This window comes from Proteiniphilum propionicum (assembly GCF_022267555.1).
GTDB lineage: Bacteria > Bacteroidota > Bacteroidia > Bacteroidales > Dysgonomonadaceae > Proteiniphilum > Proteiniphilum propionicum.
Window position 1 is genome coordinate 3,807,479 of sequence record NZ_CP073586.1, and the last position, 26,882, is coordinate 3,834,360.

Consider the following 26,882-nt stretch of genomic DNA (forward strand, 5'->3'; position numbering starts at 1 on the left):
TCAGTGGACTTGCAAACTTAATTGAGACAAAAAGTTAAGCGACATTTTTAATTGATTCTTTTTTAAGATTATACTGATTCCAAAATTCATCAATGGTTAAGTTACCCAATGCTGAGAATCTCCTTTTATGATTATACCAGGTTTCAATATATTCAAATGCATGCAAGCGCATTTGCTCTCTCGTTTTGAGTTTAGTACCATAGACCAATTCAGATTTGAAAGTTTTGAAAAAGCTTTCAGCCACAGCATTATCCCAACAATTTCCCTTTCCACTCATACTTTGCTCCAGATTCAAGGATTTCAACAGGTTTACAGTCTGTTTGCAGGCATATTGGATGCCCCGGTCAGAATGAAATATCATTCCTTCTCCAAAAGGTCTGTTCCTGTTCGCCATCCTGATGGCAGGGATTACGGTATGGGATGCATTCATATGATCGCTTATGGACCATCCGATCAGTTTGCGATCAAAAAGATCCAGCACACAGGTCAGATAAAGAAATCCATCCTTACACGGAATATAGGTCAGGTCAGAGACACACGCTTTCACAGGCTCATCTTGATTAAATTCGCGATTCAACAGATTTGGAGCAACCTTATAGTTGTGAGAGGCATCCGTCGTCACTTTGAATCGTCTCGAGAGTTTGCTGCGCAAGCCCATTTCTTTCATATGGTATGCTACAGTGGTTCTCGAGACAGGAGTTCCGGATACCTGTAAATCCTTTGCCAGCCGGGGGCTTCCATTGCGTCCCTTGGCAGCAAAATATGCATCCCTGATCTTTTCATCCAGCTCCATATATTTGCGCTTACGTTGGCCCTCCGGATCTTTAAGCCAGCGGTAATAACTGCTCCTGGGGACTTTCAGTACTTTACACATCACCTCGACCGTCCATTGTTTCGAGTTATATTCCTTTATAAAGAGATAGATCAACGATCTCTCTTGGAGATGATGCTCAAAGCTTTTTTTAATATGTCCCGCTCCGTTTCAGCCTCGCCAAGACGTTTTTCCAGTTCAGCAATCCTTTTGCTATCTTCACTTAATGACTGGACACCGTGTCCGGGGAAACTGGCTTCCCCTTTCTGCTGGTATTCTTTCCGCCAACGATATAAAAGAAAGGGTGCAATACCCAATTCCTGTGCAAGCTCGGAAATATTCTTGCGTTCTAAACTGAGTTTGACCGCATTCTCTTTGAATGCCTTGTCAAAATGGGTTCTTTGTTTTCTCATATTACACAAAAATAAGCGTTTATGCTTAACTCTGTGTCCCGGCTAAGTTAGTAATTCCACAGCTTTTACTAAAAATTATCGGAAAAATTTGTATTATGTGAATAAAACACTAAGTTTGCAACTTAACTATTCAATGACTTCATTTTCGTTAAATTAAACTCATTTTGTTCATTGTGAAATTTGAATTATGTTTCGTCTAAAATTAATAATATTATTCCTTTGTTTAATGGTATTATTTACAATTCCTGCTTGTAATAAAGTCAGCAATGAAATATATCAAAATGTAGCTATTGAAGAAATTATAAATTTGGCACAAGAAAAAAGAAAATCAATTTGTCTTATTTTATTCAATGACAGCTCAACTATTTTTTCCTCTTATTTAAATAATATGGATAAAGGAATATTAACAAATTCGGATAGAGTAATTTTTAATATAATCAATGTAGCATTACCTGAAAACAAATGGTACACCCAATGGCTTGGGGCTGATAATCATGTAATTACTTGTGTATTTTCCTCTTCGGGGGTGTTACTTGCCACGATAACGGGTGCGTCGACATACTCTTTTGAATGTATCAATAAATCCTTAAATGGGGATCTATCTTGTAATCAATTTGGTTTTACTCCATTATTCAATATGTCGGAGAATGCAAACAAAATAGATATCTTAAACAAGATTCTATTTTGTAAATTACAATATGACAAGGGAATGGATATTGAAAGTGACATTAATAATACTTTAGATATAGTCCAATATCCTTATAATATATATCTTAAGAGTTTGAATTTACAAAAATATAAAAACGAAAAAGAAGCTATTTATTTGGCAAAACAACTACTTACATTTGATGATATTCCTTATTTGCGAATCTATTCTGATATATTTGAAAATGCAAAATACATTGTAGACAATCAATACAACCCAGATAATGAAGCAAAACTTTTTATCAAACCCAAGGAAATAATACTTAATAATTGTATCATTAATCAGCCCGAAATGTTGAAAATCGAACTGTTTAATAAAGGGAACTCTTTATTGAATATTAAAAATATAGATCTTGGCTGTAATTGCGTTAGATTAATAGATACGCAAACCTCGTTTATAATAAATCCAAATGATTCTATTACTTTACATTTAGAGTTTAAGTCCGATAAGAAGGGAAAAATAGAAAGGGAAATTCTTTTTGTGTCTAATGCTATTAATAGTTTAGAGCCCGTTAAAATAAAAGCTTTTGTGGAATAAATAAAAAGGAGGTGATAATGTAGATAAAGATTTTTTTATTAAATTTTCTGTTGAAATGATATATACAGAACATTTGTCCTTTCGTATTTACAACTTTTTTGTTGTTAAGAAATAGTGAAACTTACTTGATTAGTCTTTGTTGTAATCAGTAACTTCGCATGTACAATTTTCGGCAAGATTGAATGTACAGAAATTGGCAATATGCAATGTACATAAAAAGGGTTAAAGAAGAGTCTTCATATATTTGTAATTCACGAAAATACAAACACTATGAAGACTCAGATACATGACCTTAGAAAGGTACGTATGTGGTACGAAGTTAAAGAACTTTCCAGTAATCCGGGCAATTCGGATAGTAAAATTGCAAAAAAGTTGGGTATTGACCGCAGAACTGTTTCCAGGTACAAGAAGATGAGTGAAGAAGAGTTTCATGAGTTTTCAATGAAACAACGTGTATACGAACTTGTTCTGTCGCCATATTACCCGGACGTTCTTTCCTTATTGAGTATAGACAATGGTTTGCCGGCGGCAGTGATAGAAGACCGGCTGAAGGAGAAATACCCCGACTTGCCGAAGGTGAACAGCAAGACTGTATACAACTTTGTCCAGCACGTGCGGCGTCAGGAGAAGATCCCTGTACCGGAGAAGATCCGCCAGACGGAAGCCCTGGAAGAGTTTGCATATGGCAGCCAGGCGCAGGTTGACTTCGGTACAGCACAGATGCGACGTTTGGACGGCAGTAGGCGCAGGGTTTATTTTTTTGCCCTTGTCCTGTCACGCAGTCGCTACAAATATGTGTTTTTCCAAACAACTCCCTTCACCGGGAAAACAGCCGTCCAGGCTCACGAGCAGGCCTTCAGGTATATAGAGGGTATCCCCGGGAAGCTTCTCTATGATCAGGACTCAGTGTTTCTGAAAAGTGAGAACCTTGGCGATTATCTCCTGGCTGATGATTTTCGTCGCTACAGGGATGAACGTGGTATCAGTGTTGAGTTCTGCCGCAAGGCCGATCCCCAGAGCAAAGGCCGGGTTGAGAACGTGGTAGGATACGTAAAAAACAACTTTCTTCGCGCGCGTACCTTTCACGATATAGATCGCCTCAACGAGGAAGTCCTGAGCTGGTTGGAGCGCAAGGCGAACGGCACCAAACATGCCACGACGAAGCGCCTGCCCCACGATGTGTGGTTGATTGAAAAGGAGCATCTCTCCTTTTTTCGCCCCTCACCGGCAATCCCCCGGGATGAGATTCCCACCTACACGGTGAGAAAAGATAACACAATCAGTTACAAGGGGAACTTCTACAGGGTCCCATATGGCACCTATAACGGGAAGGGACCGGAGGTATTACTCAAGGTCAAGGATGGCACCCTTTCGCTTTCCAACCGGCAAGGCATCCTTCTGGCCGAGCACCCCGTCAGTCTTGAAAAAGGCAAGGTAATCGGTAGCACAACTTATCGACGGGATCGGAACTCCAGGCTCGAGGTCTTCAAGCAGGAAGTCCTATCGATCTGGAAGGGCAACAACACTTTGTACCTGTTCATAGAGGAGATACACAAGTATAAGCCCCGTTATCTGAGAGACAATCTGAAAATGATAAGGGAGGTGATGGGCGAATATGGTGAAGAGATCGTTGGCAGTGCACTTGATTACTGCCTCGACAATGGGCTCTACAACGCCCTTTACCTGAAAGAAGCCGCATCACATTACCGGGAGTTAAAACGCCGGGAGAAGAAGCCCTTGCCTGTTGTAAGCGTGTTGCATGACGGTGTTCAAACAAGTCAGTATGACACGGATGCATACATCCCCGAGAGAAGCAAGATAAACCGGTACGATCAAATCATGGAGCTATGAAGCAGATAGAAAACATGAAGCAATATGCCGGCATACTTCGTTTGGGATACCTGAGCAAAAAACTTGCAGCCGATGCTTCACCAGGCGAGTATAGATACACCGGGATACGCGGACTTCCTGGAGAACATGCTTATAAAAGAGCTAGAGCAGCGACAGCTGAATGATTACCGGCGCAGGACTAAACTGGCCCGTCTGCCACGTGCACACGAGCTTGACGAGTACGATTACAAGGCCTCGAGCAGCATCGGCATAAGGCAGATGACACAGCTCAGGGAGCTGCTCTGGGTCGATCAGCTATACAACCTGGTGCTGATGGGTCCAAGCGGTACGGGCAAAACATACCTGGCCGGGGGACTGGTCAATGATGCCATCAAGAAAGGTTATAGGGCCTATTTTACCACCATGGCTGACCTGATAGGCGTGCTCAACAGGAAAGAAATCATCTCATCGGCAATGAGCACCTACAAGCGATACACCAAGGCACACCTGATTGCCATAGATGACATCATGATGTTCCCGGTGCAAAAGAGTGAAGCGGTGGCTCTGTTCAATCTGATCAATCACCTGCATGAGCAGTGCTCGATCATCATCACCACTAACAAGTCACCCAGCCAGTGGGCGGAGACACTGGATGATGAAGTGTTAGCCACAGCCATCCTGGATCGACTGCTATATCGTTGCGAGGTGATCAGGTTCGAGGGAAACGGTTACCGTATGGACAACCGGAAAACTTTCCTTGAGAAAGAATAAAAAAACAGTTGAATACAATAAAAAAGAGATAGTTAATGTAATGTTAAACCTGTACATTGGATATTGCCAAAAGTTGTACACTCAACATTGCCATTTTTTGTACATTGTAAATTTGCTAATTACACTTTGTATAGTAAAACAAATCATCTCACTTTTTTATCACTTCCGATAAACCCCATAAATTAAACATTAAAATTGTCTTATAATGAAAAAAATAACATCTATAATTGTCACAGTATGTATCCCTATAATTGTGATTTTAATTAATTCATGTAGCCATGATGATGTATATGTGAATAAAGTAACTGATATCGAACATTCATTAAATCTGAAATCTCCTAATGGAGAAATGATCGCGTCTAATATTTCCTCTCTGAAAAAAGATTTGGAAATAATAATCGCACAAGGATTTGAAAATAATACTACTTTTAATATTTCAAAAATTGAATATTTACCACTAGCAACTGGTTATTCGGCAATCATTAGCTACATAACAGAAGATGGTTTTGAAGGAAATTTAGTAAAAACGAATAATCCTTCTTTTAAGATTTCTGAGAACTTGGTTGTAAAGACCAAAAACACATCACTTAGATTGAGGAGTAGTGATGAAAATGGTGGTGGTTCTACATTTACTGTATCTTGCAAGAAACTAGGAACCTGTGACTGTAAAGTCACTGCTGTTTACAAAAATGGAGTTACAACATACACTTGTGGAGATTGTAATAACTGCGAGATGACAATTGAACATTAATTAAAATTAGATATGTTATGAAGAATAAATTTATGTATACAAACATTATAGTCCTGATTTTTTCTTTACAATTTGTGATTTTTATGTCTGGATGCAGTAAGGAAGATATAAAAATGAATATTGCAGAAAATGAATATTTATTAGATATTGTTGCTCCTAGTGGTGAGAAAATTGCTAATAATATAACTGAACTTAAAAAGGAAACTGCATTTATTATTGCTGAAACATTTGAAATTGATAAGACTTTTGAAATAACAAATTTATATTATTTACCATGTAAAAAAGGTTATATCGCTATAATTGAATACTTAACTGAAGATGGTATGAAAGGAACTTATGCTATTTCAAAAGATGCAGAGGTAAATTATTCAACAGATAATGTGATTCTTAAATCAAGTAGTAGATTAAGATCAAGCTCGGAAAATGGAGGAGGCGGGCAAACTAAGTTTGTATGTAAACCTCATGGAAATTGTTCTACATGTACACTTCAAGGATCATACAATCCAAATACTGGAGAAAACACCATAACATGTAGCTGTAATGAATGTAAAATGGAAATAACGGTTTCTTGATGAATATTTAGGAGAGTGTCTCAAAATGAGACATTCTCTTTATTTTTTTGCAATAATTAACACAGGTTGCAGCTGCTTTTTCATATTCAACTAAAAACATACAAACTTCATTGAATTGAATTCAATTAAATTATTTTAATAGCAAAATGAAATTTTTTTATGTGCTTTTTTTCATTACTTGCCCTATTTTACTTTTTTCTCAAAGTGTCATTAAAAATAATGATGGCAGTATAACTGTTATTTCCGACTCTACTGTCTACCTTGATTCAAATAGAAATATAATAAATAGAGATATATTTCAAGACTCATTAAATACGGGAAACTACGTTGTGTCCTTTAAAGATACGCTTAGAAGGGTTGAGTTTCAACTAAAGAAAAAAATAGTCACGGAGCATCCAATGTTCAGGTTGGGGAAAAAGTTTCCGGACTTGGAGCTATTGGACATAAATCAAAATAAAATTACTATAACAGATAAAGAAGAATACACATTGTTTACCTTTTGGGATATTAGTTGTAAGCCTTGCATTGAAGAATTAATATCTTTAAATGTTATTGCGGAAGAATATCCGAATGTTTGTTTTATTGCTATAACAGCTAATTCGAATATACAAGTTTCACATTTTTTTCAAGAAAAAGGCATTGCATGGAATAACATAAAGATTGTCTATGATTATCCATATAGTGAAAATTTTAATATAACTAGTGTACCTTTCAATGTAATTATTGATAAGAACAAAATAATAAAAAAGACAATAGCTGGAAAAGATATTAAGAGTATTTGTTCATATTTTGATGAGTTAAAGAAGAAATAAAAACACTTATCTTATAATAAATGGGTTGTTTTCTACATAAAAAAACAAGAGGTGGGTTGCTTTTATTGGTATTCATTACTCTTTTTTCGACTTGTAATAATAATGTTGATGATAATATTGGGCATGTACTCAATCTCGCGGGTAAAAATAGAGCAGAACTAGAAAAAGTATTAAAACATTATGCTTCAAATGTCGAAGATTCTCTGAAATATCAAGCAGCCAAGTTTCTTATTCTGAATATGGAAGGAAAATATTCAGAAAGTTACAACGCACCTTGGGAAGATGTTGCTACAGTAAACTTACGTTGGAGTAGTTCTTCGGATAAATCCAAGGTTATAGAAACATTTAATATTGGAGAGCTGATTCGCAAAGACGATATTCACCACATTACGGCAGACTATCTGATATCCAATATTGAATTGGCTTTTCAGGTTTTGAGAGATAAGCCTTGGGGCAAACACATTTCATTCGAAACCTTTTGTGAAGAAATACTTCCATATCGGATTGGAACAGAACCGTTAGAGAATTGGAGAGAAAAGGTGCTAGCCAGTTTTGCAGATTTAAATAATTCGCTAAGAGAAGATTCAACAATTACGGCAGTAAAAGCATGTAGCAAAGTGAATGATATTTTACCACGCTTTCGCATGGATAAAGACTTTTCAAACATGAATTATTCCCAGCTGATGGCAACTACCAGAGGCATGTGTGACAGCCAAGCAGCTTTAGCCGCTTTTGTCATGAGAGGCTTGGGAATTCCCGTAACAATTGATTTTACTCCGCAATGGAAAATCCACCCAACAGGACATACATGGAATAGTGTCTCTGACAGCATCGGGCAGCACATTTCTTTTATGGGTGGTGAAACCAATCCTCACAATAAACATCAAGGAAATACATTGCAAAAAGCCAAAGCCTATAGAAAAACATTCCAAAATCAAAGAATAGTGGAGGCCGATAAAAAAGACATTCCTTTCTTATTTCAAGATAACATAATAAACTTCTCCCCTTCCTTAGACAGTTTCTATTCACAGATAAGTTAGTTTCCTGGGATCGCCCTGCAGGGCGATCCCAGGAAACTAAGCGGCCTCCCGGTACACATCCATCGGCCTTTTATATTCCAATCCCTGATGGGGCCTTTCCTGGTTATAATACTTCATATAATCCTTTATTTTGTGATATAACTCCAAACCATTGTCTGATGGTTCGAGATAAAGCTTCTCGTATTTGATGTTCCGCCAAAATCTTTCAATGAAGATATTGTCAATAGCCCGTCCCTTCCCGTCCATGCTGAACTTTAAACCCTCGTATGAAGAAAAATAAGCTGAAAACTCCGGGCTGGAGAACTGACTCCCCTGATCCGTATTGATTATCTCCGGAGCACCATGGTGCTTTATAGCCTCTTCAAGGCACTCGCGGCACCAATGGGCGGTCATCGTGTTGGACAGTGACCAGCCAACGATATAGCGGCTGTAAACGTCAATGATGCCAACCAGGTACAGATGGCTGCCAGCTAACGGGATATAGGTGATATCCATCGCCCAGACCTGATTGGGGCGCGTTACCTTTAACCCACGCAGCAGGTAGGGATAAATCACATGGCTTGCTCCCTTATGGGGCTTGCTCGTGTTCGGACGGGGGCCGGTCGCATATAAATCCATTTTCCGATATAAACGGCGCACACGCTTGGGATTGACCTCGTAGCCAATGCCACGAAGGTGATGTGTCATCCGGGGTACACCGTAGAACGGGGTAATCATGTACTGTTTGTCTATCTGCTTCATCAGTTCCTCATTATAGGGAACCATCTTCACGGGGCGAATAGTAGAAGCTGCTACGGGGCACATCCAACAAATCACACTGGCGTGAAACGCTTAAAGAGTGGGTCTTGTCGATTTTGCTCATCCGTTCATTTTTGGCTATTTCCCCAATACTTTTTTTAAGAAATCAACCTCCAGCTGAAGCTGTCCGACCTTCTTGAACAGGGCGTCTTTCTCCTTGTCATCCTCTGTTTTAGAGCCGCCTCTCTCGAACACCTGGTCCGCCTGAGATAAAAATTGAGTCTTCCACGTCGAGATCTGACCCGGGTGAAGTTCATACTTCCTGGCGATCTCCTGGACTGTTTCTCTTTCTTGAAGTGCTTCTAAAACAATCTTTGTTTTAAAGCCGGCACTGTAAGTTTTCCTTTTCTTCATGACAACAAAATTAATATTATTTTTTAATGATTCTTGTTGTCTAAGATTCGGGGGTAATTATAATATCTACTTCTCCCAAGCTTTACAACAAGATATCACTAAAACAGTCTCATTTATGTCGTTTTATTCGATACAGAGCTCCTATAGGGAATTGTAACGTTTCGGAGATAGCTTTCTACGACGACTCTGGTAAAGAGCTTAAGGGTGTACATATAGGCTCTCCTGGTTCATATAACAACCTGGGAGATTCGGGAGACAAAGCATTTGATGGAAACATTTCAACATTTTATGACGCGGTAGACACAGAAAACTCTTGGACTGGTTTAGATTTCGGAGAATATAAGAGAATATCAACGATACATTACTCCCCACGATTATTAGGTGTTGGTATTTATAATGATAATGAATATGAATTATTTCGTTGGACTGTTGATGGTTGGAAATCGATTGAGAAAAAAAAAGCAACAGGACAAACAATTGAATTTAATACACCTCATAACTCTTTATTATATCTAAATAATAACACATTAAATAAAAGAGGGAAGGTGTTTTTTATTAATGAAAATGAAATTTTTTATTATAATTAATTAATAACTATTGAATTTAGAGATATTTGAATGTTCACATTTTCCTCCCCCTCCCAACATCTCTATCCGTCCAATTAATTCCGATACTTTTTTGAAACTCCCTATATTTCATCCGAAACCACTCGATAATATCCACACCATCAACAGTAAGACGGAGCTTGCCAGGTTGTTTCGGTTCCGGTTGCATTTGTGCCACGGAATGTTCAGTAGAAAATTTCCGTTTGTATTCTGCGGAGTACAAACTTCCTTTAAAGCCGACTTTATCGCCGGTTAATATCCGTCGGGTAAGGTCTTCTGAAAACCCCACAAATCGGCACATTCGTTCGATGGAAAGTAATTCCCGAAGATTGGGGAAAAGGTCGTAAATTTTTCGGAGTTCCGAACGGAGTTTATCCGTTATTTTTTCGTGTTCTTTCTGGGCGGTTTGCAACTCGGTTTTGAGCAAACGGTTTTCATCTTTCAAAGAATTATTTTCCGATTGTAGTTCTTCGATTTCGGCTTGTTGCTGTTTTACTTTTGAGCCACCGAAAAGAGAGTTTACGCCATCCATCAAATTTGCGCCCATTGCGGCTTTGGCGTTTTTGAATTTTTCTTTGCTTACTTCGGATTTGACTTTTGAGAGTTCCTTTTCGGTGTTTTTCTGTTTTTTGTGTATTTCGGTCTGATAGTGCCACTCTTTTCGGTCAAACCGTGCCACTATAATTCAGTAAGCACCCGATAAAGTCCCCGTTTTAGTTTACATTTTAAGTTTTGATCTTTGCCGGCAAACATAATTAAATATGACGCCAATAAGCAAAGAAGAATTTATGGTTATATTAAAACGCCAGCAAGAAAGCGGTTTAAGTGTCAAAGATTTTTGTGAAAATCAATCTTACACGGCTTTCAGTTTTTATTACTGGAAAAGTAAGTTTGGGCTGACTCGTCCATATAACAATCATGCACATGAAACTGCAGTGGATAAACTGGCTCCCATCAGTTTTAATCTATCTGAAAATAAGCCTGCACTTAAAACTGTTCCATCAGTTAATATTAAAGGAGAAATAAAAATAAAGTTGCCCGGTGGTATCCAGGTAAGTTTTATAGGCAGCACTCAAACTGAGGCTGCTATTAAATTACTTGCTCAAATATGTTCTGCACATGTTTTGCCTAAATGATACAATGCGCTATTTTCTCTGTCCGGGAAAGACAGATATGCGTAAAGGGATGAACTCACTCTGTGGAGTTGTGCAGAACCATATGGGATATGATGTTAGAATGGGTGATTGTTTCATTTTCATAAACAGAACTCGTACCACAATGAAAATACTTCATGCAGAAGACGGAGGTTTAGTTTTGTATATGAAAAGGCTCGAAGAGGGTACCTTTCGTTTGCCTGCTTATGATAAAGACAGCCGGTCATACCCTATGAACTGGTCCAGTTTAGTAATGATGGTTGAAGGTATACAGGATGACCCAAACACTAGGTTGAAGCGACTAAAAGCGTTTAGAAACCACCAATAAAAAACTCAAATAAAAGTGTAAAATATTGCTCTGAAAGCTTGTCTGGCTAACGGTTTTTTAGTATTTTTATAGCTAAATACAAACCCATACAATGGACCAGTCGCAAGCATTAGAACTCTTAATAAAATCGCAAGCGGAACAAATCCGTCTACTTACTGAGGCTAATGCTAAACAGGCAGAGCAGATGACCGGTCTGCAGCAAAAGATTGATAAGCTCCTATCACAAATAGCCTGGTTTACCCGTCAGTTTTATGGACGTAAAAGTGAGAAGCTATCCAGGCTTGACCCCAATCAGCTCAACTTATTTGAAACATTAGAAGATGAAAAGAAACATCTTGAGGAAATAGAGGCAGAGCGCATCGAAGCAGAAAAGCAGATTGAAGAAAATATATCCTCCAGAAAGAAGACTCGTTCCAACAGAAAGCTGCTTGAAGGACTTCCCGTTATAGAAGTAATTATTGAGCCGGAAGATGTTGATAAAGATAAATACAAGCGCATAGGAGAAGAACGTACCCGTACACTTGAGTTTGAACCGGGTAAATTATATGTAAAAGAGATCGTACGTCCTAAATACGGATTAAAAGACAATCTCACACCTGCAACCAAAGAAGCACCTGCAGTGCTTATAGCACCGCTTCCTTTGTTGCCCATCTACAAAGGACTTCCCGGAGCCAGCCTCCTTTCGGAAATTATGCTTGGAAAGTATGAATATCACCTGCCTTTTTACCGTCAGGTAAAACAGTTTCATCACTTGGGAGTAAAGATACCATCAAATACCTTGAGTGGATGGTTTAAACCCACATGTGAGCTGCTAACTCCATTATACAAGATCCTGAAGGAGGAGGTTTTAAACACGGACTACATACAGGTTGATGAAACCACCTTACCTGTTATAAACAAAGAGAGCCACTATGCAAAGAAAGAATATCTGTGGATGATAAGATCTGTCATGAAGAAACTGGTCTTTTTCCATTATGATGATGGTTCAAGATCGGGAGATACAGCCTACTCTTTATTAAAATCATTTGATGGTTACCTTCAGAGTGATGGTTATGGAGCATACAATGTTTTTAAAGAAAACGACCAGATTTGTCTTGTTGCCTGCATGGCCCATATACGACGTTATCACAACTTTAATTAAATCAAAAGTAGCCTAAGGAAGTAAATTAACAATCAGTATTATCCAATCGCTACTTTCTAAAACTACTTCTGATAATATTTCAAGCCAAACTTTTTAAAAAAGCTTTAAGCTTGGGATCTTTTTCCCAACTTTTCACATCCGGTTCAGTAATTCCAAGATCACTAAAAGCATTTTCTAAGGCTTCTCTCTTCAACTTCGAGTCCGCCCTTGCATAAATCTCGGTCGTCTGTATTGACACATGCCCCAAAAGATCCCTGATATATACCAGATTTACACCGGCCTGTAGCAGGTGCATTGCCCTTGAGTGCCTCAGCGTATGCGGAGTTGGTGTTGACGGGACCAGATCGGGATATGCAATATGTGCCAATGAAGCATATTTTTGCAAAATATAGGTAATCCCGGGATTGGTAAGCTTAGCCCTCCGGCTATTGAAGAAGAGGGGATGATGACCCATCCCGGGTCTGTCCAAGCCGTATTCCTTCAAGTAATTTCCAAGTAAATTCATCATATTGTCATCAATCGGCACCAATCGTTTTTTTGGCTCCTTTACCAAACAACTCGATGACATAGGGCTTGCTTGTTCTTATCGATAGCGGTGTGAGATCTATAATTTCCTGTACCCTGGCTCCAAGATTATACATCAAGGACAATAGGGTCAGGTTTCTTCTTCCTTCACGGGTATTTGTATCTATCTGTTCGAAAACGGCTTTTACCCCGTCAACAGTCAGATATTTGACACTATTTCGCACCTCTCGTTTTATACGTATTGAGCATATTGATTTCCAGTGTGATAAATGGACGGGATCTTCATACATCATGTATTCATAGAAAGATCTTATTGTAGCGTATCTCTGGTCTCCGCGTGGAAACGGCGTTGCGCTTGACATCCTGAAGCCAGTCCAGGAAGGAAAGTACCACACTCCTGTCTATGTCATCCAGTCCTAACTTGTCCGCCGGGATCTTCTTCTCTTTATTCATATATTCAAGAAGCAGAATGAAAGTGTCTCGGTATGAACGCACTGTATGGGCGCTGACGCCGCGCTCTTTTACCAGGTAATCGGTAAAATACTTTTCAATACACCCTGCAATATCTTTATATGTTCCCATGATCATCAACTTTAAGGAGTGATTTTGCAATAAGATTTCCAAGTCCGGCAGTTACGGATGCATCCATTTGGATAATTTCCGGATACATGTTTTGTGTAAGACGGAGATAATGCTCGGTGTCCATGACTTTTACATGTCCCATAAATGTAGAGAGTATAGGAAGGCAACAGTATATATCCCTGCCTTGCCTATGCATGCGGACGAGAGAGTGCACACAAGCGGTATGTCTTAGATTATGAAGGGTTGGGCCTTCTTCGTGTCCCTTATACGGGATGTTTGCCTCCTGCAGTAGTTTCCTAAAATATCTGCCTATACCCCTTTTTGACAGTTTATGCCCCAGCCCATTGACAAAAAGGTGACTCTCAGGAGCCATTACACCTTCGACGGGTAACATGTTTCTATAACGGATGTATTGCCTCAAAACTTTTTCTAAAGATTCATTTAAAGGGGCAAGTCTTTGACGGCCATTCTTTGTGTTATCCAAAACAATGACATGTTTTTCAAAATCTATGTCCTTGTTCCGAAGATTTATTGCTTCACCAATTCGTATTGCAGTGCTATACAAAGTCCTTAGCAAAACAGGTACAACCATCATTAATGAATTGGCATGATGCTCCTTTACCCTGAGATTATCGGCTGCGGCAAACAAGCCTTTGATTTCGTTTTCAGTAAAAATGTATGGCACATATTCAGATTTATGCTTCCTTGGCAATCTAGGGACATAACATTCAAGCCCCATATTGCCCATATATATCAAAAAACGTCTCATTACGGATACTTTTTGATATACGGTTGATACTTGTTTGTTGCCACAAGTTGCATGATACCAACTATCATAGGATATCCTGTCAATATAACAAGCCTGATGCCCCTTTTCTGCCAGATGTCGATCCAACTCGTAAAGGATCCACTTTATATCTTCTCCTTTTATCCCTTTTCTGGTTTTTGATTCTACGAAAGAGCTTATGTAGGGAGCCATGACACTTCTATAATTAAGATAATTAGGCATACAGCATGCCTCCTTTCTGCGAATAAAAATCCTCGGGGACATCCGGCACATTCTGGGAACATTCCAGTAGTGATTTGATATTAACACCAAGATAATACATGGTCGACCCTGTCGAACCATGCCCAAGCACTTCAGATATAACAGGCAAAGCCGTGCCATTTTCCAAAAGATTAGTCGCCAGGCTATGCCGTAAAGAGTGGGTGCCATGATGTCTTCCTTTGGGTGATACTCCTGCCGCATAAATATAATTAGTAACAATAGTACACAATGTCGATACTCTTATAGGTCTATAAGGTTGAATAAGTGACAAAAACAGATTCTTGGAATCATTATCTGGCCTGCCATTTTTTATATAATCAATAATGGCGTCTCCTATATCGGAAAGAAGCGGCAGTATAATCTCTCTTTTGGTCTTGTGCTGTTTGAGGATAATGACATTGTTATCCCAATTCAAACTAGCAAACTGGAGTCTTGTAATATCAGAAGCACGTAGCCCGAGTCTGGATGCAAGCAGTATCATCGCATAATCCCTTTTGCCTTTCCCCCCGGTTCTATCTATCACCCCTTCTATTTTCATTACTTCATCCCTGGTATAAAAGGAGGGTAATTTCTCACCCCGACGACACTTAAACCCCTCGAGTTCTTTACTCAGGTCTTCTTTTGTAAAGCCGGATTCGAAGAGATATTTTAAGAATATTCTGACAGGACCGCATTTGTATGGTGATTGATTTTGGGATGAAGCGAGAAAATAATTAATATCTTCTCTTTTAAGAGTTTCCAATGTAGCACCATGTAGCTTCATGGCTGTAGTAAAGATGTCCAAAGAACTTTGATATGTTCGTACTGTTGAACTGCTTAACCTATATTCCTTGTTGCGAAGAGATATGAAACTTTTAGCCTCCATTCCTAGTTTGCCGGGAAAAGTGTATACATCCCCTTCAATATATTTTGGACGGTATGGTAACCCCTTAAGGAAATTATTCAATAAGAAGACCGCTCCCCTTGATGTTGTATATTTGTGTTTAGAATCTGTCAATTCCAAACTTTTGAGAAAAGACATACCCACATCTTCTGTATAAATATCACAATCATGCTCTTGCATGAAAACCACAAGTTCACGGATACGGCAAATATGCCTTGCACCTGTCTGTTGGGTCAACTTGTATTGTTCTACAAGCAATTTTTCCTGAGACAACAAATCGTCTCTCATAATTTTTATTTCTAACATCCTTGATAAATTTAGATTGATGAATGTATTTTCATCAATTACAAAGATATATTGGAAAGAAGAATTTAATCAGAGAAATATTATCAAAACAATTATTGTTTGTCAACCAGTTACCGGTATAGAATCAATGGTGCTTTTGATTTAATTAAAGTTGTGATAACGTCGTTTATCAAAAGATTTTGATAAACGACGTCGCTATGAAATAGCTTTGGACGAGAACAAATCCCTTGCAGAGTATGCATTAAAGCAGATACAGCATCTTTACCAAATAGAAAGAATGGCAGATGAACAGAATCTGTCGTATGAGCAACGCTACAAAAAAAGGAATGAGCTTGCACGTCCCATAATGTTATCTTTTGAAAAGTGGATGGAGAAAACATATCCTACAGTACTACCCAAAAACCGCATGGGCGAGGCTATAAGTTACTCCTACTCTTTATGGCCACGAATGAAGAATTATTTAAAAGACGGCAGATTAAAAATAGATAATAATCTGGCAGAAAATGCCCTCAGACCGATTGCTTTGTCAAGAAAAAACTTCATGTTCTGTGGTAACCACGAAGCAGCTCAAAATACAGCAGTAATCTGCTCATTGCTTGCCTCGTGCAAAGAGTCCGGTATAAATCCAAGAGAATGGCTAAATGATGTAATAGCTAAAATGCCATACTACCAGAATCCGGGAAATGAAGATAACCTAAGAGCACTCTTGCCAAACAATTGGAAACAACAGGAGTCTAATAAAACTCTAATAATAGTCTAAAGAAACTCTAATAATTATCTGAGGGCCTAATTGCCAAAAGCAATTAGGAGAAAATCAAGGGGTAGTTGCTAGGGTGCTTACTTTGCTCCTTATTTAATACAAATACATGACGAAATGTCGGATTTTTAAAGATTTACCTTCTTTCTGAATTCCGCTTTTTTTACCGGAATCTGGGTGGGTATGCTCCGGATTATCCATTTCTTAAACCAAGAGAAAAAACAAAGAAAAACAACTACAAAAAACTCTTTCCAACCTGCTGAAACGCCTGTGGGGAAATGGATGATAAAAAAGAGAGGAAAAGAGGGCGAAACGCCGACAGGCAAAGCGTTTGAGGGCAAAAAGGTGTATTTAAATTCTTTTTTTAGCGGCTTCGCCGCTCAAAAGCCCCCCCTTTTATCGCAAAGCGATTGCATTAAAAAGAGAACCCGCTTTTTGCGGGTTCTCTCTAATTATTTAAGCCAATGTGTATTGTTTTTGTTATTAGTACATTGACCAATTTATTATTATGTTTGCCTGCTTGCCAATTTTGCATTAAATTTAGTGCTTTTAGTCCTGCTTTTTCAAAAGTGGTTAATTCGTCTGCTGTTTTGTTATAAATTCTCGCACCAATTAAATGCCCTGCGGTATCAATAACGAACTGGACTCGTAACTTTGTGTGTATTTCCTCACTTTCTGAAAAATTATATTGAAATTTTTCGCTAAAATCAGTCATAAAAGCTACTTCTCCACCATTATAGTTGGGCATTTTTTCAACAAAAACATATACATTTCTCTGCGTTAAGCTGTCGTATTGTAAATTTTCTTGTTGCCCTTTTACCGAATAGCAAGAGTGCAAACAAAACATTATTATAATCAATAAGTTATATTTACTGATTCCTGACAGGTGTTCCGGGCGGATTGTTCCAATAGTTATCATAATATTGTTTGTATAGAGTAGTGTTTTGTTCGAGAGTTAATGAGGGATTGTATTGCGGTCTAAAACCATATCCTTGGTTTTGTAAATCTATCTCTTTTAGCATAAAATTTAACTGTCCTTTTGTCAATGAATTTAGATTACTTCCTTTTTGCCCGTCAATGGTTATCATTGGATAACTCATAATATTATTTACAATATTTTTATCTGTTGTGGAAGTCGACACAAAAGAATTCGGTGCTACTCTTAACAATTCTGTATCCGCTGTTTGTGTTACTTCAAATGGGTGCTCTAATCTCAATGTATGCAACATTTCGTGCGTTGCGTCTGACGCTACGGAAGAAAGCAACCTTAATTCTCCTGCGGAATTATATAAATTTACAGAAGAATTAAAATATGAAGTCATTCCTCCAATATTACCATTCATTTCTCCCAAAGATAAAGATTGTACAATATCAGCATTCCCTTGATAAAAAGTAATAGTTCCCGACATTGTTCCGCCCGAAGATTGAGATATTGTATTATGAAATTGGGTTGAAATAGCATTTTGGTAAGCATTTATCTGAGCTGTTGTATAGTTGCCCAACACAGAGAGATTTAACGTCACATTGATAGTTATATGACCGTTAGCATCTGTAACATATTTCCATTCTCTTCCATCCGGGTCAATAAATCTTACTGGATTATTCCCACAATACACATACGAACTAATCGAGTAATACTTCTCCGCCATTGGATCCACGGTCAGCCACCTGCCAAGGGCGGCGTCATAGTGTCTTGCGCCGTAGTCATAGAGGTCAAGGCTCAACTGCCTGTCCAGTTCCTTGCCGTTGTACCTGTAGGGCTGGTTGGAAGTTTGGAGCCCTTCTCCGAACAGTCCGCCGAAAGGATAGTAGTGGTTCACCTGCTCCACCGTTCCGGCCTGGTCGATCACCACCCGGTTGTTGCCCTGATGATCCTTCAGGTAGTAGTGATACGTGGGGGGGGTGCCCGAGAGGGTGATGTATCCCTCCTCCGTGAGGATCATGCTCAACGTGCCGTTCCTGTACACCTTGTTACCCGCATATTCTGTTTTTACCGTGCTGCCGCCAACCGTGTAAGCTACGCTCAGCTTACTGCCCGCCGCGTCATAACCGTAGCTGACGGTATTCCCGTCCGCAAAAGCTACCACACTTGGCAAATTTAATGAATTATACGTGATCGAGGCAATGTTTTTGTTTAAATCTTTCGTCAGGTTGCCGTTGGCATCGTAGGTATATTCATTGGGCACGTTCGCCCTGTCCACAAAATGAAATGCACCCGGATAGGTAATGGGGGTGGTGACCGCGTCCGATACCCTGATGAGCCGGTTACCCGTGTAGGTATAAGCGAGGTTGTCCATCATTCCGTAGCCGCTGTCCAGCTTCCCTTGTCGCTGGAGGGATAGGATGTTGCCCGCCTTGTCGTAAGCGGTGACCGTTTCATTGAAACGGCCGAGGTTGGCTGTCAGCGATGCTCCCTCACCGTAGGCGGCGGCAGTGAGACGGTTCAAGCCGTCATAGGCGAACCTGTATCCCCTCTCGGTGGTTTCATCACCGGCCCTCCACTTCATGGCACTAATATTTCCGTTGTACAGTGCTTTATCGGGCACAACACCATTTACCGATGATTCATAAGTTAATGTTTGGTTGAATTTTGTACCAACGATCTGCGTAAGCCAGTCACGGACATTATAGTTATAAGAAATTTGTTCAGGTGTTTCACTAATTGTTTTTGATATTAATCGACCAACTTTATCATACTTATATTCATAATATTTCAGATCTCCGTTTACAGAATGTTCAACTCCCACCAATCGCAACATTTTATCATAAGAATAGGAGAAGAATTCTTCCAGCGTTGTTTTTCCATCAAAAGAGTGTACAAGCTTTTTACACATTGGCTTTCTAATAAAGGAATACTCTATATATTCATCATCAAATCCCCCAAACCGATTTGATGTATGGGTTTGAATAATCCTATCATGTTGATCATAATAGGTAGCAGAAATAGTATATTTTTTTGAGTTATCAAGCTGATACAATCTGGTTCCGGTTAATAATCCTTTTGAATTACCGGGTTGGTCAATTTGGGCATATGGTATATAATTCAATTTTTCCGGGTTGATAGAGGTTTGAAAAGAAATAAAGTCATAATTATCATAATAATTTACCGAAAGAAGGGCTACGTTTTGTAGAACTATATTGGGTATATAACCGGCAAAAGAGTTATCGGCTTCACCCAACTCACATTTTACTATAGTGTTTTTACACCCTTCAATATCTGGGTTTATACAGATTCCGGAAACGATCGGTCTTCCTACCGAATCGTATAGAAAAAAACTCCAGGTATTGGGGTCTCCGCTGCGTTGATTTCCATCTTGAGAAAATATCAATTGGTCTGCTTTGTCATATATAAAATAGACAGGCTCACAGCCCGGTAGTTTTTTCTCAATACAACGATTCCTTTCATCGTATTTGTAGATATAAGCAAAATTGGATAGTGTGGTTTGAGAGATATCAGAAACTGCCGGAGGTAAAACATATCTTAGATTTCCAAAATCATCATAGACATAATAGGTGTCACTATTTGCACCGGCATTTTTCTTCCTTTCCATAACTACTTGTCCTAATTTGTTCACAAATGCGTATGACACGCACTTATCTTCATCTGTGATTTTAGTAACAAATAACTCTCCGTTTGGATAATTGTTTAGGTTTTCCAAAGTGGTTCCATCAAGTCCTATTTTGTATTGTTTACACGATAGACTATCGGAATTATTGGTAAACCAATCTGTAAATATACCTCTATTTGAGTTGTGCCATTGAATTCCGGGACCATACTCTTCTTTTCTTCTATTTAAAGTTGATGGTTCATATACTATTTTACTGAATGCGGCATTATCTTCATAAAATGATGTGGCTATTGTGTTAACAGAAGATTTATCGATAAACGCGTTTTCTTCAGGAGCGGGAATAGGGTTCCACACCTTGGAAAGTCTCCCTGAGCCATCATATTCTCTAAAGTGCACAATATCGCCATAGACAGACTAGACTGAACGTCCCAACCCATCAAAATATTCAAATTCGTCAATATAAGAAGTACCTGAGTTAGTAAGCATATTTCGAGTTTTTATAAAATTGTTTTTATTTGACGGCTCTGTATTGACGTTAATTGTTATTACATTTGAATAAGCCGTTTGGACTCCACTTTTTACCACTCTTCTAAAAGATGTACTTGTTGTTAGTTTTGGACAACTGTATGTTGTACTTTGTGTACCGGGAATAATAGTCCACAAGTTTTTACCGGCAGGCGATTGTTCCCAGAAATAGATATATTCACCGTTTCCTCCCATTGCAACAGCAATATTGCTAAAAGTACCTGGTGAATTGTTCGGATAAACAGTTGTAATGGATGCTCTAATCTCTCCTGCTATTAGAGGAGTGGTTATGGGAACTTCTAAAAATACATTTTGAGAAGAATTTACGAACTCTATTTTTGACATTAAATTTGTAGTAGGGGGCTTAGTGTATGTTACCAAAATTTGCCCGTCTTGTATTCTGCAACTAATATGTTCCGACATCCGAAGAGTAAAGTCACAATTAAACGATGTGTCAAAATATAGCGTTGAGGATTCTCCCACTTCCGTAAAAGTGAGACTTGACGGATAGACAGTCATTAAATCACATTGACTGTAAATCGTATATATTTGGAAGACTAAAAGAAAAATAAATATCAATTTCAAGCAAACCTTCCTGCGTATTATGTTCATATTTTTATTTTTAATTGGAGTTTATTATATGATAATCGAACTTTTTCAAAACCTCTATGTCTGTATTTAGTATATACTGTAAGCGACCAACCGGGTCATATTCATAATAAGTAGTTTTTCCATTAGGCTCTGTGGAGAAAATAATACCAATTAAAGGTGTATAGCCATATGTAGTAATAAAAGCTTTTTTCAGTTTTTGACGTAAACCGTTGAGCTTACTGAAATCGGGAACTACTGCTGCTGAAAACAGATCAATGTCTGTACCAAGGTTATTAATAATCTCGCTATATGAAGCATTTTCTATTTTTGCTACAGTATATTGATAGTTATACCCCCAGATATAATAAGTTTTAATACCATCTTTTGATATACTTCTAATATTACCTTTTTTATCGTATTCATAAATAAAACGACATTCCTTGGGATTATTATCCTTTTGATAAAATTCTTGACTTGGCAAATAGGTATTTGCCACTGATTTATACCATATTTCTTTCGTTATTTCTGAGGTGTTTATACATGAAGTAACAGAAACAGGGACCACCACTATATTTTTATTTACCATACCTCTCAATATATTGCTTTGATTTATATCATCCACCAAACCATAATCGTATGGATATAAATAGGTCTCAGTCATTTTACTCCCTTCCGAATTAGTAATCGTTTTAGTTTTTATTAAATCATTTTTGTATGTATACTCAACCTTTTGATTAACTACTCCATTTGGGGTATATGAAATAGTCTCTTCGCTGTCCAACACCTCTTTAATCTCTAATATATCGTAAAAATGAGCTGAATAAAAATCATTATAATAACTACGTTGAAAATGTAACCCCTGTTCCCAATGTATACTTCCATCTTCTAAATATTTGAAATCAGGATTATTTCCCATAAAATTTAAAGTGTTCCTTTCGGCCAGTAAACCTTTTATCAGATTATCGGGCTGAATATTTTCTAGCTTATAATTATATTTTTTCTCTCGCAGGAGAATATATGAGCCTTTATCTAATTTATATACTTTTATTTGGGTATTTAAGGGACCATGAGTAAAAATATTATTATAGCGCTGTATCGTTTTTCTATTGAAAGTTATTTCTTCATCACTTTTTAACCCATCCGAGGAGCTGCTCCAATGTGGTAGACCTGTACCATATCCTTCAATGTTTGTGAACACATTATCTTCTGCAACTTTCCTAAAGCTAAAAACAGTTTTCCCTTCATCTTCTGTATATTCAGTTACCTCCTCATACCATATAGGGACAGCATTAAAATTCATTTTTGAATAATTAGATCGTCCATTTAGATATAGTATTCTAAATGTGAGGAACTTAAATAGAGAGCCTGATTCATGATCGCTAGAAAAATCATGATACATTCCTCCTTTGTAATCTTCCACAAAAGTATCATAAGTTGGTTCAGCAATGCTTACAGCTTTTCCATTTTCGTTAATACCATACTTATAGTATTTGACAACCGGAGCAGAATTAGAATCTGCCGTTGAATTGATTTTGGTAACCCTTAAGCCTCCACCTTGATTTAAAGCTACTCGATAAGAACTGTCAAGCCAGGTTGCAGTGGGTGTTTTTCCGTTAAATTGGTGTGCTTCATATGAGAAGATAGAATACCCTCCGGTAGGATAGATTATCTTTTCCAGGATATTAGCTTTCATTGCTTCACAATTAATGCTTCTATCGGCATTACCCACTACTTTAGTCTGTAGATATGCACTTTCTCTATTTGGCTTTGTTTTTAATTTCAAAAGAGGGACTAAAGAGTGATTTGGTTTGCCGTTATAATATCCCCAAAAATCCTGAGAATAATAATTAGAAAAACGTATAGGATTATATATAAAGGTGTATTTACCTTCATCGGAGAATGATAAACTTTGCAACAATAAATCTTCTTGGACTTCAACCCCATAGTTAAAGTCGATATTTTTAACAATATCACCATTTTGATTTATAACTGATAAATTTGTTAAAAAAGGATCATCTATGTCTTTATACTTAAAATTAATTGAAGTACCGGAATAAGTTATCTTAGAAAGATGACACATTTTATCATAATTCCCTTGTTCAGTTGCATAACCTAATTCAGAGGCTGATATATAAGAATCATTATCATCAAATCTGTTGTAATCATATGGAAAACAATCTCTCAACTCATCAGAAACTGTTACATAGTTTTGGGTTTTCGAATGTTTAAAATAATCCCATTTAAAACTAATGATTTTATTTCCCGGTAAAACGATGCGATCCAACATCCAGGCAGTTGTAATATTGTTTTCTGTTTTTTCTAAATAATTCTCAAAAAAGTACTCTATACCTTTATCATCTATAACCTTAAAACCGATCAGTTCGCCACCATCTAGCTTGGGTATAATTTTCACGTTAGTACCAACAGTCCTAACTTTATTATTTACTATAAAAAATGTAATTTGTAAATTGGGTAAATGAATAGTAAATATATCATGCTGACTATCAATATAGTCTTTCAGGGGAATATCGGGAAAATCTCCGGCTTTAGAAGAATATACCAGTTTTTTGTAATAGTCATAAGGTGCCTCCTCATTAAAGTTAGACATATCCATTTTATAGTTAATGCCATTTAGATCCGGTCGTCCTAATATTGTCCGCATAATCCGTAAACCAGGGAAAAATTTCCATCCATATCCACAAGGATAGGGGTCTTCTTCTACTTTGATACCAGAAGTATTATACACAAGGGAAAGGGGAAGGGAGTATCCGCCAAATTCAATATTATACAAAGAAATTGGAATATTAATTGAACCGGTCGCAAGTGAAGGGGCATAGTTTCCATATTGTCTATAAGTAGCAGAACTCGGAGAAGGAGGAATTACTGTGTTATAGAGGGGACTAACCTGAGCAAATAGAACATTTAAAAAAAATAGTAGAAATATTTCTATCAAAAAAAATCTTTTCATAGCACAAAATACGTGTTAGATTATAAAACTTTTCATGGGAAAAGGAATTAAACAATATTTCCTTATATTATCTTATTATTGAAACGAATATTAGATATATTTAAACTCTTCTCTTTTATAATATAAACTCACACAACGACAATATTAAAAAGAAATCACTAAGTTTTACAAAAGATAAAAATATCTTGTAAAGCATCGCTACCGTACAATTTTACATATTATTTTAATAATAACAAAAAAATTTGTTACTTTTTTATATTTCCCAATCTTTCCTCAATGGTATCTCTCTCTCTTTTTAGCCTCTCCTCTCGCTCAATAATCCTTGCCCGTTCTTCCACATTCTTCTCGAAAACTTTCACTTGTTTGCGAAGCTCTCTGATTTTCTTACTGTCTCGGTTGAAATAAAAAAGGGTGTCCAAGGTTGCTAAATCTTCCCGGGTGGCTTGTCCCTGCATTTAGATGTAACGAAACTTTAAATCGTTATCGGAATAATCATACAGTTCGTTTTTTAAAGACCTGATCCATATCGCAAGCGATAACAGTATAACCATCAATGAAAAATAATAATCAGCGAGGGCATGGAAGTGATTGTGAATTCGATTTCCCCTTTGGCGGGTCGGTTCCGGTTCTTCAGCTCATTCATATTCTCGTTGTGTACTTGATAAAATACATCTAATTCGGATTTCAGTTGCGAAATTTCATTTATCAAGTCTTGATTTGTATCGGCATTGTTTGCCGACTGGCTTTGTTCGATTTTGTCGATTCACTGACCAACTCTCTCTAGCTTTTGGTTGATTTCTTCAAACATCAAAAGGATGTTTCCGTTGTCTGTGGTGTTCATAAATTATTTTTTTAGATGTTGTTTTTACTGTTTTAGCTTATTCTGTGTATTCTTACCCGGCTTCTCGCCTTTCGTTTTTTCGCTTGCAGCGATTCCATATACTCGGCAAGCGTGGCGTCGTAATGCGGACTGCTGAGTAATGAGAACAGACTGAATTGTGATATAATTGATGTGATAGCCCCCCACGGCACTCTCAGAAAAGTTGGCTTGCACTACTTGCTGTTCCACTTCTTGCAATACTTGAAAAGCGTTGCCTTTACTTTCTTGGTCAATTTTTGAGAAACTACAATTTCTGTCCACTTTTGAGCCGTTGATTTTAATGCTGTCTTTCTCGAAAATAATGCCTTGGATAGTATCAGTTTTTCCATTTGTGAGTCCACTCCGAAAAGTCCCTGGCATTTTTTCATGAAAATCCCTGACCATAGGGTTTGTTAACCATTATAAGCAAATTGGGCCGATAGATGCTTTTAACCACGGCATCGACTCAGGGTTTTTGATAACCATTATAACCAAGTTGCCTCTCAGCTCATACGGTTTTTATAATCTTCATAACCAAATTTCCTGTAAAGAATAAACTTCCCCTCTTTTGTCCATAAACCGATAGATGGGTGTGAAACACCATTAAACATAGTGGTTTTTACGATAGTGTAATGGATCATATCTTCAAACACAATCCTGTCCCCTACCCGCAATGGATTATCAAAAGACCAGTCCCCCATGAAGTCTCCGCTCAGGCAGCTGTTACCTCCCATTCTGTAAGTAGGCTTACCATCTACCGGTTCATTATATGCACCACGGATACGGGGTTTGTATGGCATCTCCAGACAGTCGGGCATGTGACATGCAAACGACACATTCAGCATCGCTGTTTTCACCCCTTTGTTTTCCACGATATCGGCAACGGTAGCCACCAGTACACCTGTCTCCCATGCGAAAGCGCTACCAGGTTCCAGTATGACTTCTAAGTGTGGGTAACGTTCTTTCAGCCCTTTCAATACAGTTATCAGGTGCTCCACATCGTACTCCCTGTGGGTCATAAGATGACCGCCTCCAAGATTCAGCCAGCTAATCTGTCCGAACAGCCTGCCGAACTTCTTCTCTACGGCCTCCAGAGTCCGTTCCAGATCATATGAGTTGTTTTCGCACAGGTTGTGCAGATGCAGTCCTGAAATTCCTTCCGGCAACCTCTCACCTATCGTGCCTGATGTCACACCAAGGCGTGATCCCGGTGTGCTGGGATTATAAAGATCGGTATCCACTACCGAGAATTCCGGGTTGATCCTTAATCCGCAATAAATCTTTTTCCCTGAAGCCACTACGTGAGGATAAAAACGCTCGAACTGCGAAAGTGAGTTGAAGGTTATGTGACTGCTGTATTTCAGGAACAGTGGAAAATCTTCTTCTATATATGCTGGAGCGTAAGTATGCGCCGAATTTCCCATCTCTTCAAAGGCAAGCCTGGCCTCAGCGATAGAGCTGGCTGTAGAATGCTGAATATACTCTTTCACTATTGGAAACGACCTCCACATGGCAAAAGCTTTAAAAGCAAGTATAATATTTACGCCTGCACGCTCCTTAACCGATTTTATCAGGTGAAGATTCTTTCGAAGCAGCTCCTCTTCCATTACAAAACATGGAGATGGTATTCTTGAAAAATCAATCAT

Annotated in this window: 28 protein-coding genes and 2 pseudogenes; 12 read left to right on the plus strand and 18 right to left on the minus strand. The window is 38.2% G+C overall.

Annotated features, from left to right (window positions below; genetic code table 11):
- Positions 1–34 precede the first annotated feature (34 nt).
- On the minus strand, positions 35–928 hold the full coding sequence (locus KDN43_RS15925; protein ID WP_238867574.1) for an IS3 family transposase: 894 nt from the start codon (positions 926–928) through the stop codon (positions 35–37).
- Entirely contained in the window at positions 925–1,224 is a 300-nt protein-coding gene (locus KDN43_RS15930) for a transposase (RefSeq protein WP_238867575.1), read from the minus strand. The genes KDN43_RS15925 and KDN43_RS15930 overlap by 4 nt, the downstream gene beginning before the upstream one ends.
- 226 nt (positions 1,225–1,450) lie before the next feature.
- Here KDN43_RS15930 and KDN43_RS15935 point away from each other — a divergent pair, with 226 nt between their 5' ends.
- The 8 genes from KDN43_RS15935 to KDN43_RS15970 all read left to right on the plus strand — a co-directional run bounded on the left by KDN43_RS15935 (position 1,451) and on the right by KDN43_RS15970 (position 8,243).
- The gene (locus tag KDN43_RS15935; protein ID WP_238867576.1) at positions 1,451–2,467 is read left to right on the plus strand and encodes a DUF1573 domain-containing protein; all 1,017 of its coding nucleotides are present in this window, start codon (positions 1,451–1,453) and stop codon (positions 2,465–2,467) included.
- A gap of 270 nt (positions 2,468–2,737) precedes the next feature.
- On the plus strand, positions 2,738–4,318 hold the full coding sequence (gene istA / locus KDN43_RS15940) for an IS21 family transposase (RefSeq protein ID WP_238867577.1): 1,581 nt from the start codon (positions 2,738–2,740) through the stop codon (positions 4,316–4,318).
- Positions 4,315–4,482, plus strand: coding sequence for a hypothetical protein (locus KDN43_RS15945; protein WP_238869536.1), 168 nt, complete (start codon positions 4,315–4,317; stop codon positions 4,480–4,482). The genes istA and KDN43_RS15945 overlap by 4 nt, the downstream gene beginning before the upstream one ends.
- A complete protein-coding gene (istB, locus tag KDN43_RS15950; RefSeq protein ID WP_238869509.1) occupies positions 4,436–5,068 on the plus strand; it encodes an IS21-like element helper ATPase IstB in 633 nt (210 codons plus the stop codon). Before KDN43_RS15945 ends, istB begins: the two co-directional genes overlap by 47 nt.
- Positions 5,069–5,273: 205 nt before the next feature.
- Positions 5,274–5,819, plus strand: coding sequence for a hypothetical protein (locus KDN43_RS15955; RefSeq protein WP_238867578.1), 546 nt, complete (start codon positions 5,274–5,276; stop codon positions 5,817–5,819).
- 17 nt (positions 5,820–5,836) lie between these two features.
- The gene (locus KDN43_RS15960) at positions 5,837–6,391 is read left to right on the plus strand and encodes a hypothetical protein (RefSeq protein WP_238867579.1); all 555 of its coding nucleotides are present in this window, start codon (positions 5,837–5,839) and stop codon (positions 6,389–6,391) included.
- 146 nt (positions 6,392–6,537) lie between these two features.
- Positions 6,538–7,203 carry a TlpA family protein disulfide reductase gene (locus KDN43_RS15965; protein ID WP_238867580.1) on the plus strand — a complete coding sequence of 222 codons (666 nt, stop codon included), beginning with the start codon at positions 6,538–6,540 and terminating at the stop codon, positions 7,201–7,203.
- A gap of 20 nt (positions 7,204–7,223) precedes the next feature.
- The gene (locus KDN43_RS15970; RefSeq protein WP_238867581.1) at positions 7,224–8,243 is read left to right on the plus strand and encodes a hypothetical protein; all 1,020 of its coding nucleotides are present in this window, start codon (positions 7,224–7,226) and stop codon (positions 8,241–8,243) included.
- A gap of 36 nt (positions 8,244–8,279) precedes the next feature.
- Here KDN43_RS15970 and KDN43_RS15975 read toward each other — a convergent pair whose 3' ends face one another.
- The 3 genes from KDN43_RS15975 to KDN43_RS15985 all read right to left on the minus strand — a co-directional run bounded on the left by KDN43_RS15975 (position 8,280) and on the right by KDN43_RS15985 (position 10,679).
- Positions 8,280–9,008 carry an IS3 family transposase gene (locus tag KDN43_RS15975; protein WP_238867582.1) on the minus strand — a complete coding sequence of 243 codons (729 nt, stop codon included), beginning with the start codon at positions 9,006–9,008 and terminating at the stop codon, positions 8,280–8,282.
- Positions 9,009–9,119: 111 nt separating this feature from the next.
- On the minus strand, positions 9,120–9,395 hold the full coding sequence (locus KDN43_RS15980) for a transposase (RefSeq protein WP_238866086.1): 276 nt from the start codon (positions 9,393–9,395) through the stop codon (positions 9,120–9,122).
- A gap of 621 nt (positions 9,396–10,016) precedes the next feature.
- The gene (locus KDN43_RS15985) at positions 10,017–10,679 is read right to left on the minus strand and encodes a cell division protein ZapB (protein WP_238867583.1); all 663 of its coding nucleotides are present in this window, start codon (positions 10,677–10,679) and stop codon (positions 10,017–10,019) included.
- A gap of 82 nt (positions 10,680–10,761) precedes the next feature.
- Between KDN43_RS15985 and tnpA the strand changes: the two genes are divergently transcribed.
- The 3 genes and pseudogenes from tnpA to tnpC form a co-directional block, all read left to right on the plus strand.
- Positions 10,762–11,136: an IS66 family insertion sequence element accessory protein TnpA gene (tnpA, locus tag KDN43_RS15990; protein WP_238867584.1), complete on the plus strand. Its 375-nt coding sequence runs from the start codon at positions 10,762–10,764 to the stop codon at positions 11,134–11,136.
- A gap of 4 nt (positions 11,137–11,140) precedes the next feature.
- Complete coding sequence (gene tnpB, locus KDN43_RS15995; RefSeq protein WP_238865820.1) at positions 11,141–11,482, plus strand: IS66 family insertion sequence element accessory protein TnpB; 342 nt, start codon at positions 11,141–11,143, stop codon at positions 11,480–11,482.
- Positions 11,483–11,573: 91 nt separating this feature from the next.
- A pseudogene (tnpC, locus tag KDN43_RS16000) lies at positions 11,574–12,611 on the plus strand (IS66 family transposase); the annotation flags it as partial.
- A 91-nt stretch (positions 12,612–12,702) separates the two neighbouring features.
- Here tnpC and KDN43_RS16005 read toward each other — a convergent pair.
- Genes KDN43_RS16005 through KDN43_RS16025 form a run of 5 tightly spaced genes read right to left on the minus strand, consistent with a single transcriptional unit; the run spans position 12,703 to position 15,949 of the window.
- Positions 12,703–13,191, minus strand: a complete 489-nt coding sequence (locus KDN43_RS16005; protein WP_238867585.1) for a tyrosine-type recombinase/integrase — start codon at positions 13,189–13,191, stop codon at positions 12,703–12,705.
- Positions 13,139–13,441 (minus strand): site-specific integrase, encoded by a 303-nt coding sequence (locus KDN43_RS16010; protein ID WP_238867586.1) that lies wholly within the window; start codon positions 13,439–13,441, stop codon positions 13,139–13,141. The genes KDN43_RS16005 and KDN43_RS16010 overlap by 53 nt, the downstream gene beginning before the upstream one ends.
- A 4-nt stretch (positions 13,442–13,445) precedes the next feature.
- Entirely contained in the window at positions 13,446–13,730 is a 285-nt protein-coding gene (locus KDN43_RS16015) for a site-specific integrase (RefSeq protein WP_238867587.1), read from the minus strand.
- A complete protein-coding gene (locus KDN43_RS16020; protein WP_238867588.1) occupies positions 13,717–14,709 on the minus strand; it encodes a tyrosine-type recombinase/integrase in 993 nt (330 codons plus the stop codon). The genes KDN43_RS16015 and KDN43_RS16020 overlap by 14 nt, the downstream gene beginning before the upstream one ends.
- 22 nt (positions 14,710–14,731) lie before the next feature.
- A complete protein-coding gene (locus KDN43_RS16025; RefSeq protein WP_238867589.1) occupies positions 14,732–15,949 on the minus strand; it encodes a tyrosine-type recombinase/integrase in 1,218 nt (405 codons plus the stop codon).
- Between the two features lie 205 nt (positions 15,950–16,154).
- On the opposite strand from KDN43_RS16025, the pseudogene KDN43_RS16030 reads away from it, so the two are divergent.
- Positions 16,155–16,727, plus strand: a pseudogene (locus KDN43_RS16030) (IS66 family transposase); the annotation flags it as partial.
- A 125-nt stretch (positions 16,728–16,852) separates the two neighbouring features.
- Here KDN43_RS16030 and KDN43_RS16035 read toward each other — a convergent pair.
- The 8 genes from KDN43_RS16035 to nspC all read right to left on the minus strand — a co-directional run bounded on the left by KDN43_RS16035 (position 16,853) and on the right by nspC (position 26,882).
- Positions 16,853–17,065 (minus strand): hypothetical protein, encoded by a 213-nt coding sequence (locus KDN43_RS16035; RefSeq protein ID WP_238867590.1) that lies wholly within the window; start codon positions 17,063–17,065, stop codon positions 16,853–16,855.
- 107 nt (positions 17,066–17,172) lie between these two features.
- Positions 17,173–17,643 carry a hypothetical protein gene (locus tag KDN43_RS16040; protein WP_238867591.1) on the minus strand — a complete coding sequence of 157 codons (471 nt, stop codon included), beginning with the start codon at positions 17,641–17,643 and terminating at the stop codon, positions 17,173–17,175.
- Positions 17,594–20,689: an RHS repeat-associated core domain-containing protein gene (locus KDN43_RS16045; RefSeq protein ID WP_238867592.1), complete on the minus strand. Its 3,096-nt coding sequence runs from the start codon at positions 20,687–20,689 to the stop codon at positions 17,594–17,596. The genes KDN43_RS16040 and KDN43_RS16045 overlap by 50 nt, the downstream gene beginning before the upstream one ends.
- An 18-nt stretch (positions 20,690–20,707) precedes the next feature.
- Positions 20,708–21,163, minus strand: a complete 456-nt coding sequence (locus KDN43_RS16050) for a hypothetical protein (RefSeq protein ID WP_238867593.1) — start codon at positions 21,161–21,163, stop codon at positions 20,708–20,710.
- A 277-nt stretch (positions 21,164–21,440) separates the two neighbouring features.
- On the minus strand, positions 21,441–24,377 hold the full coding sequence (locus KDN43_RS16055; RefSeq protein ID WP_238867594.1) for a hypothetical protein: 2,937 nt from the start codon (positions 24,375–24,377) through the stop codon (positions 21,441–21,443).
- Between the two features lie 245 nt (positions 24,378–24,622).
- Positions 24,623–24,832, minus strand: a complete 210-nt coding sequence (locus KDN43_RS16060; protein ID WP_238867595.1) for a hypothetical protein — start codon at positions 24,830–24,832, stop codon at positions 24,623–24,625.
- Between the two features lie 410 nt (positions 24,833–25,242).
- Positions 25,243–25,641: a hypothetical protein gene (locus tag KDN43_RS16065; protein ID WP_238867596.1), complete on the minus strand. Its 399-nt coding sequence runs from the start codon at positions 25,639–25,641 to the stop codon at positions 25,243–25,245.
- 98 nt (positions 25,642–25,739) lie between these two features.
- Positions 25,740–26,882, minus strand: coding sequence for a carboxynorspermidine decarboxylase (nspC, locus tag KDN43_RS16070; protein WP_238867597.1), 1,143 nt, complete (start codon positions 26,880–26,882; stop codon positions 25,740–25,742).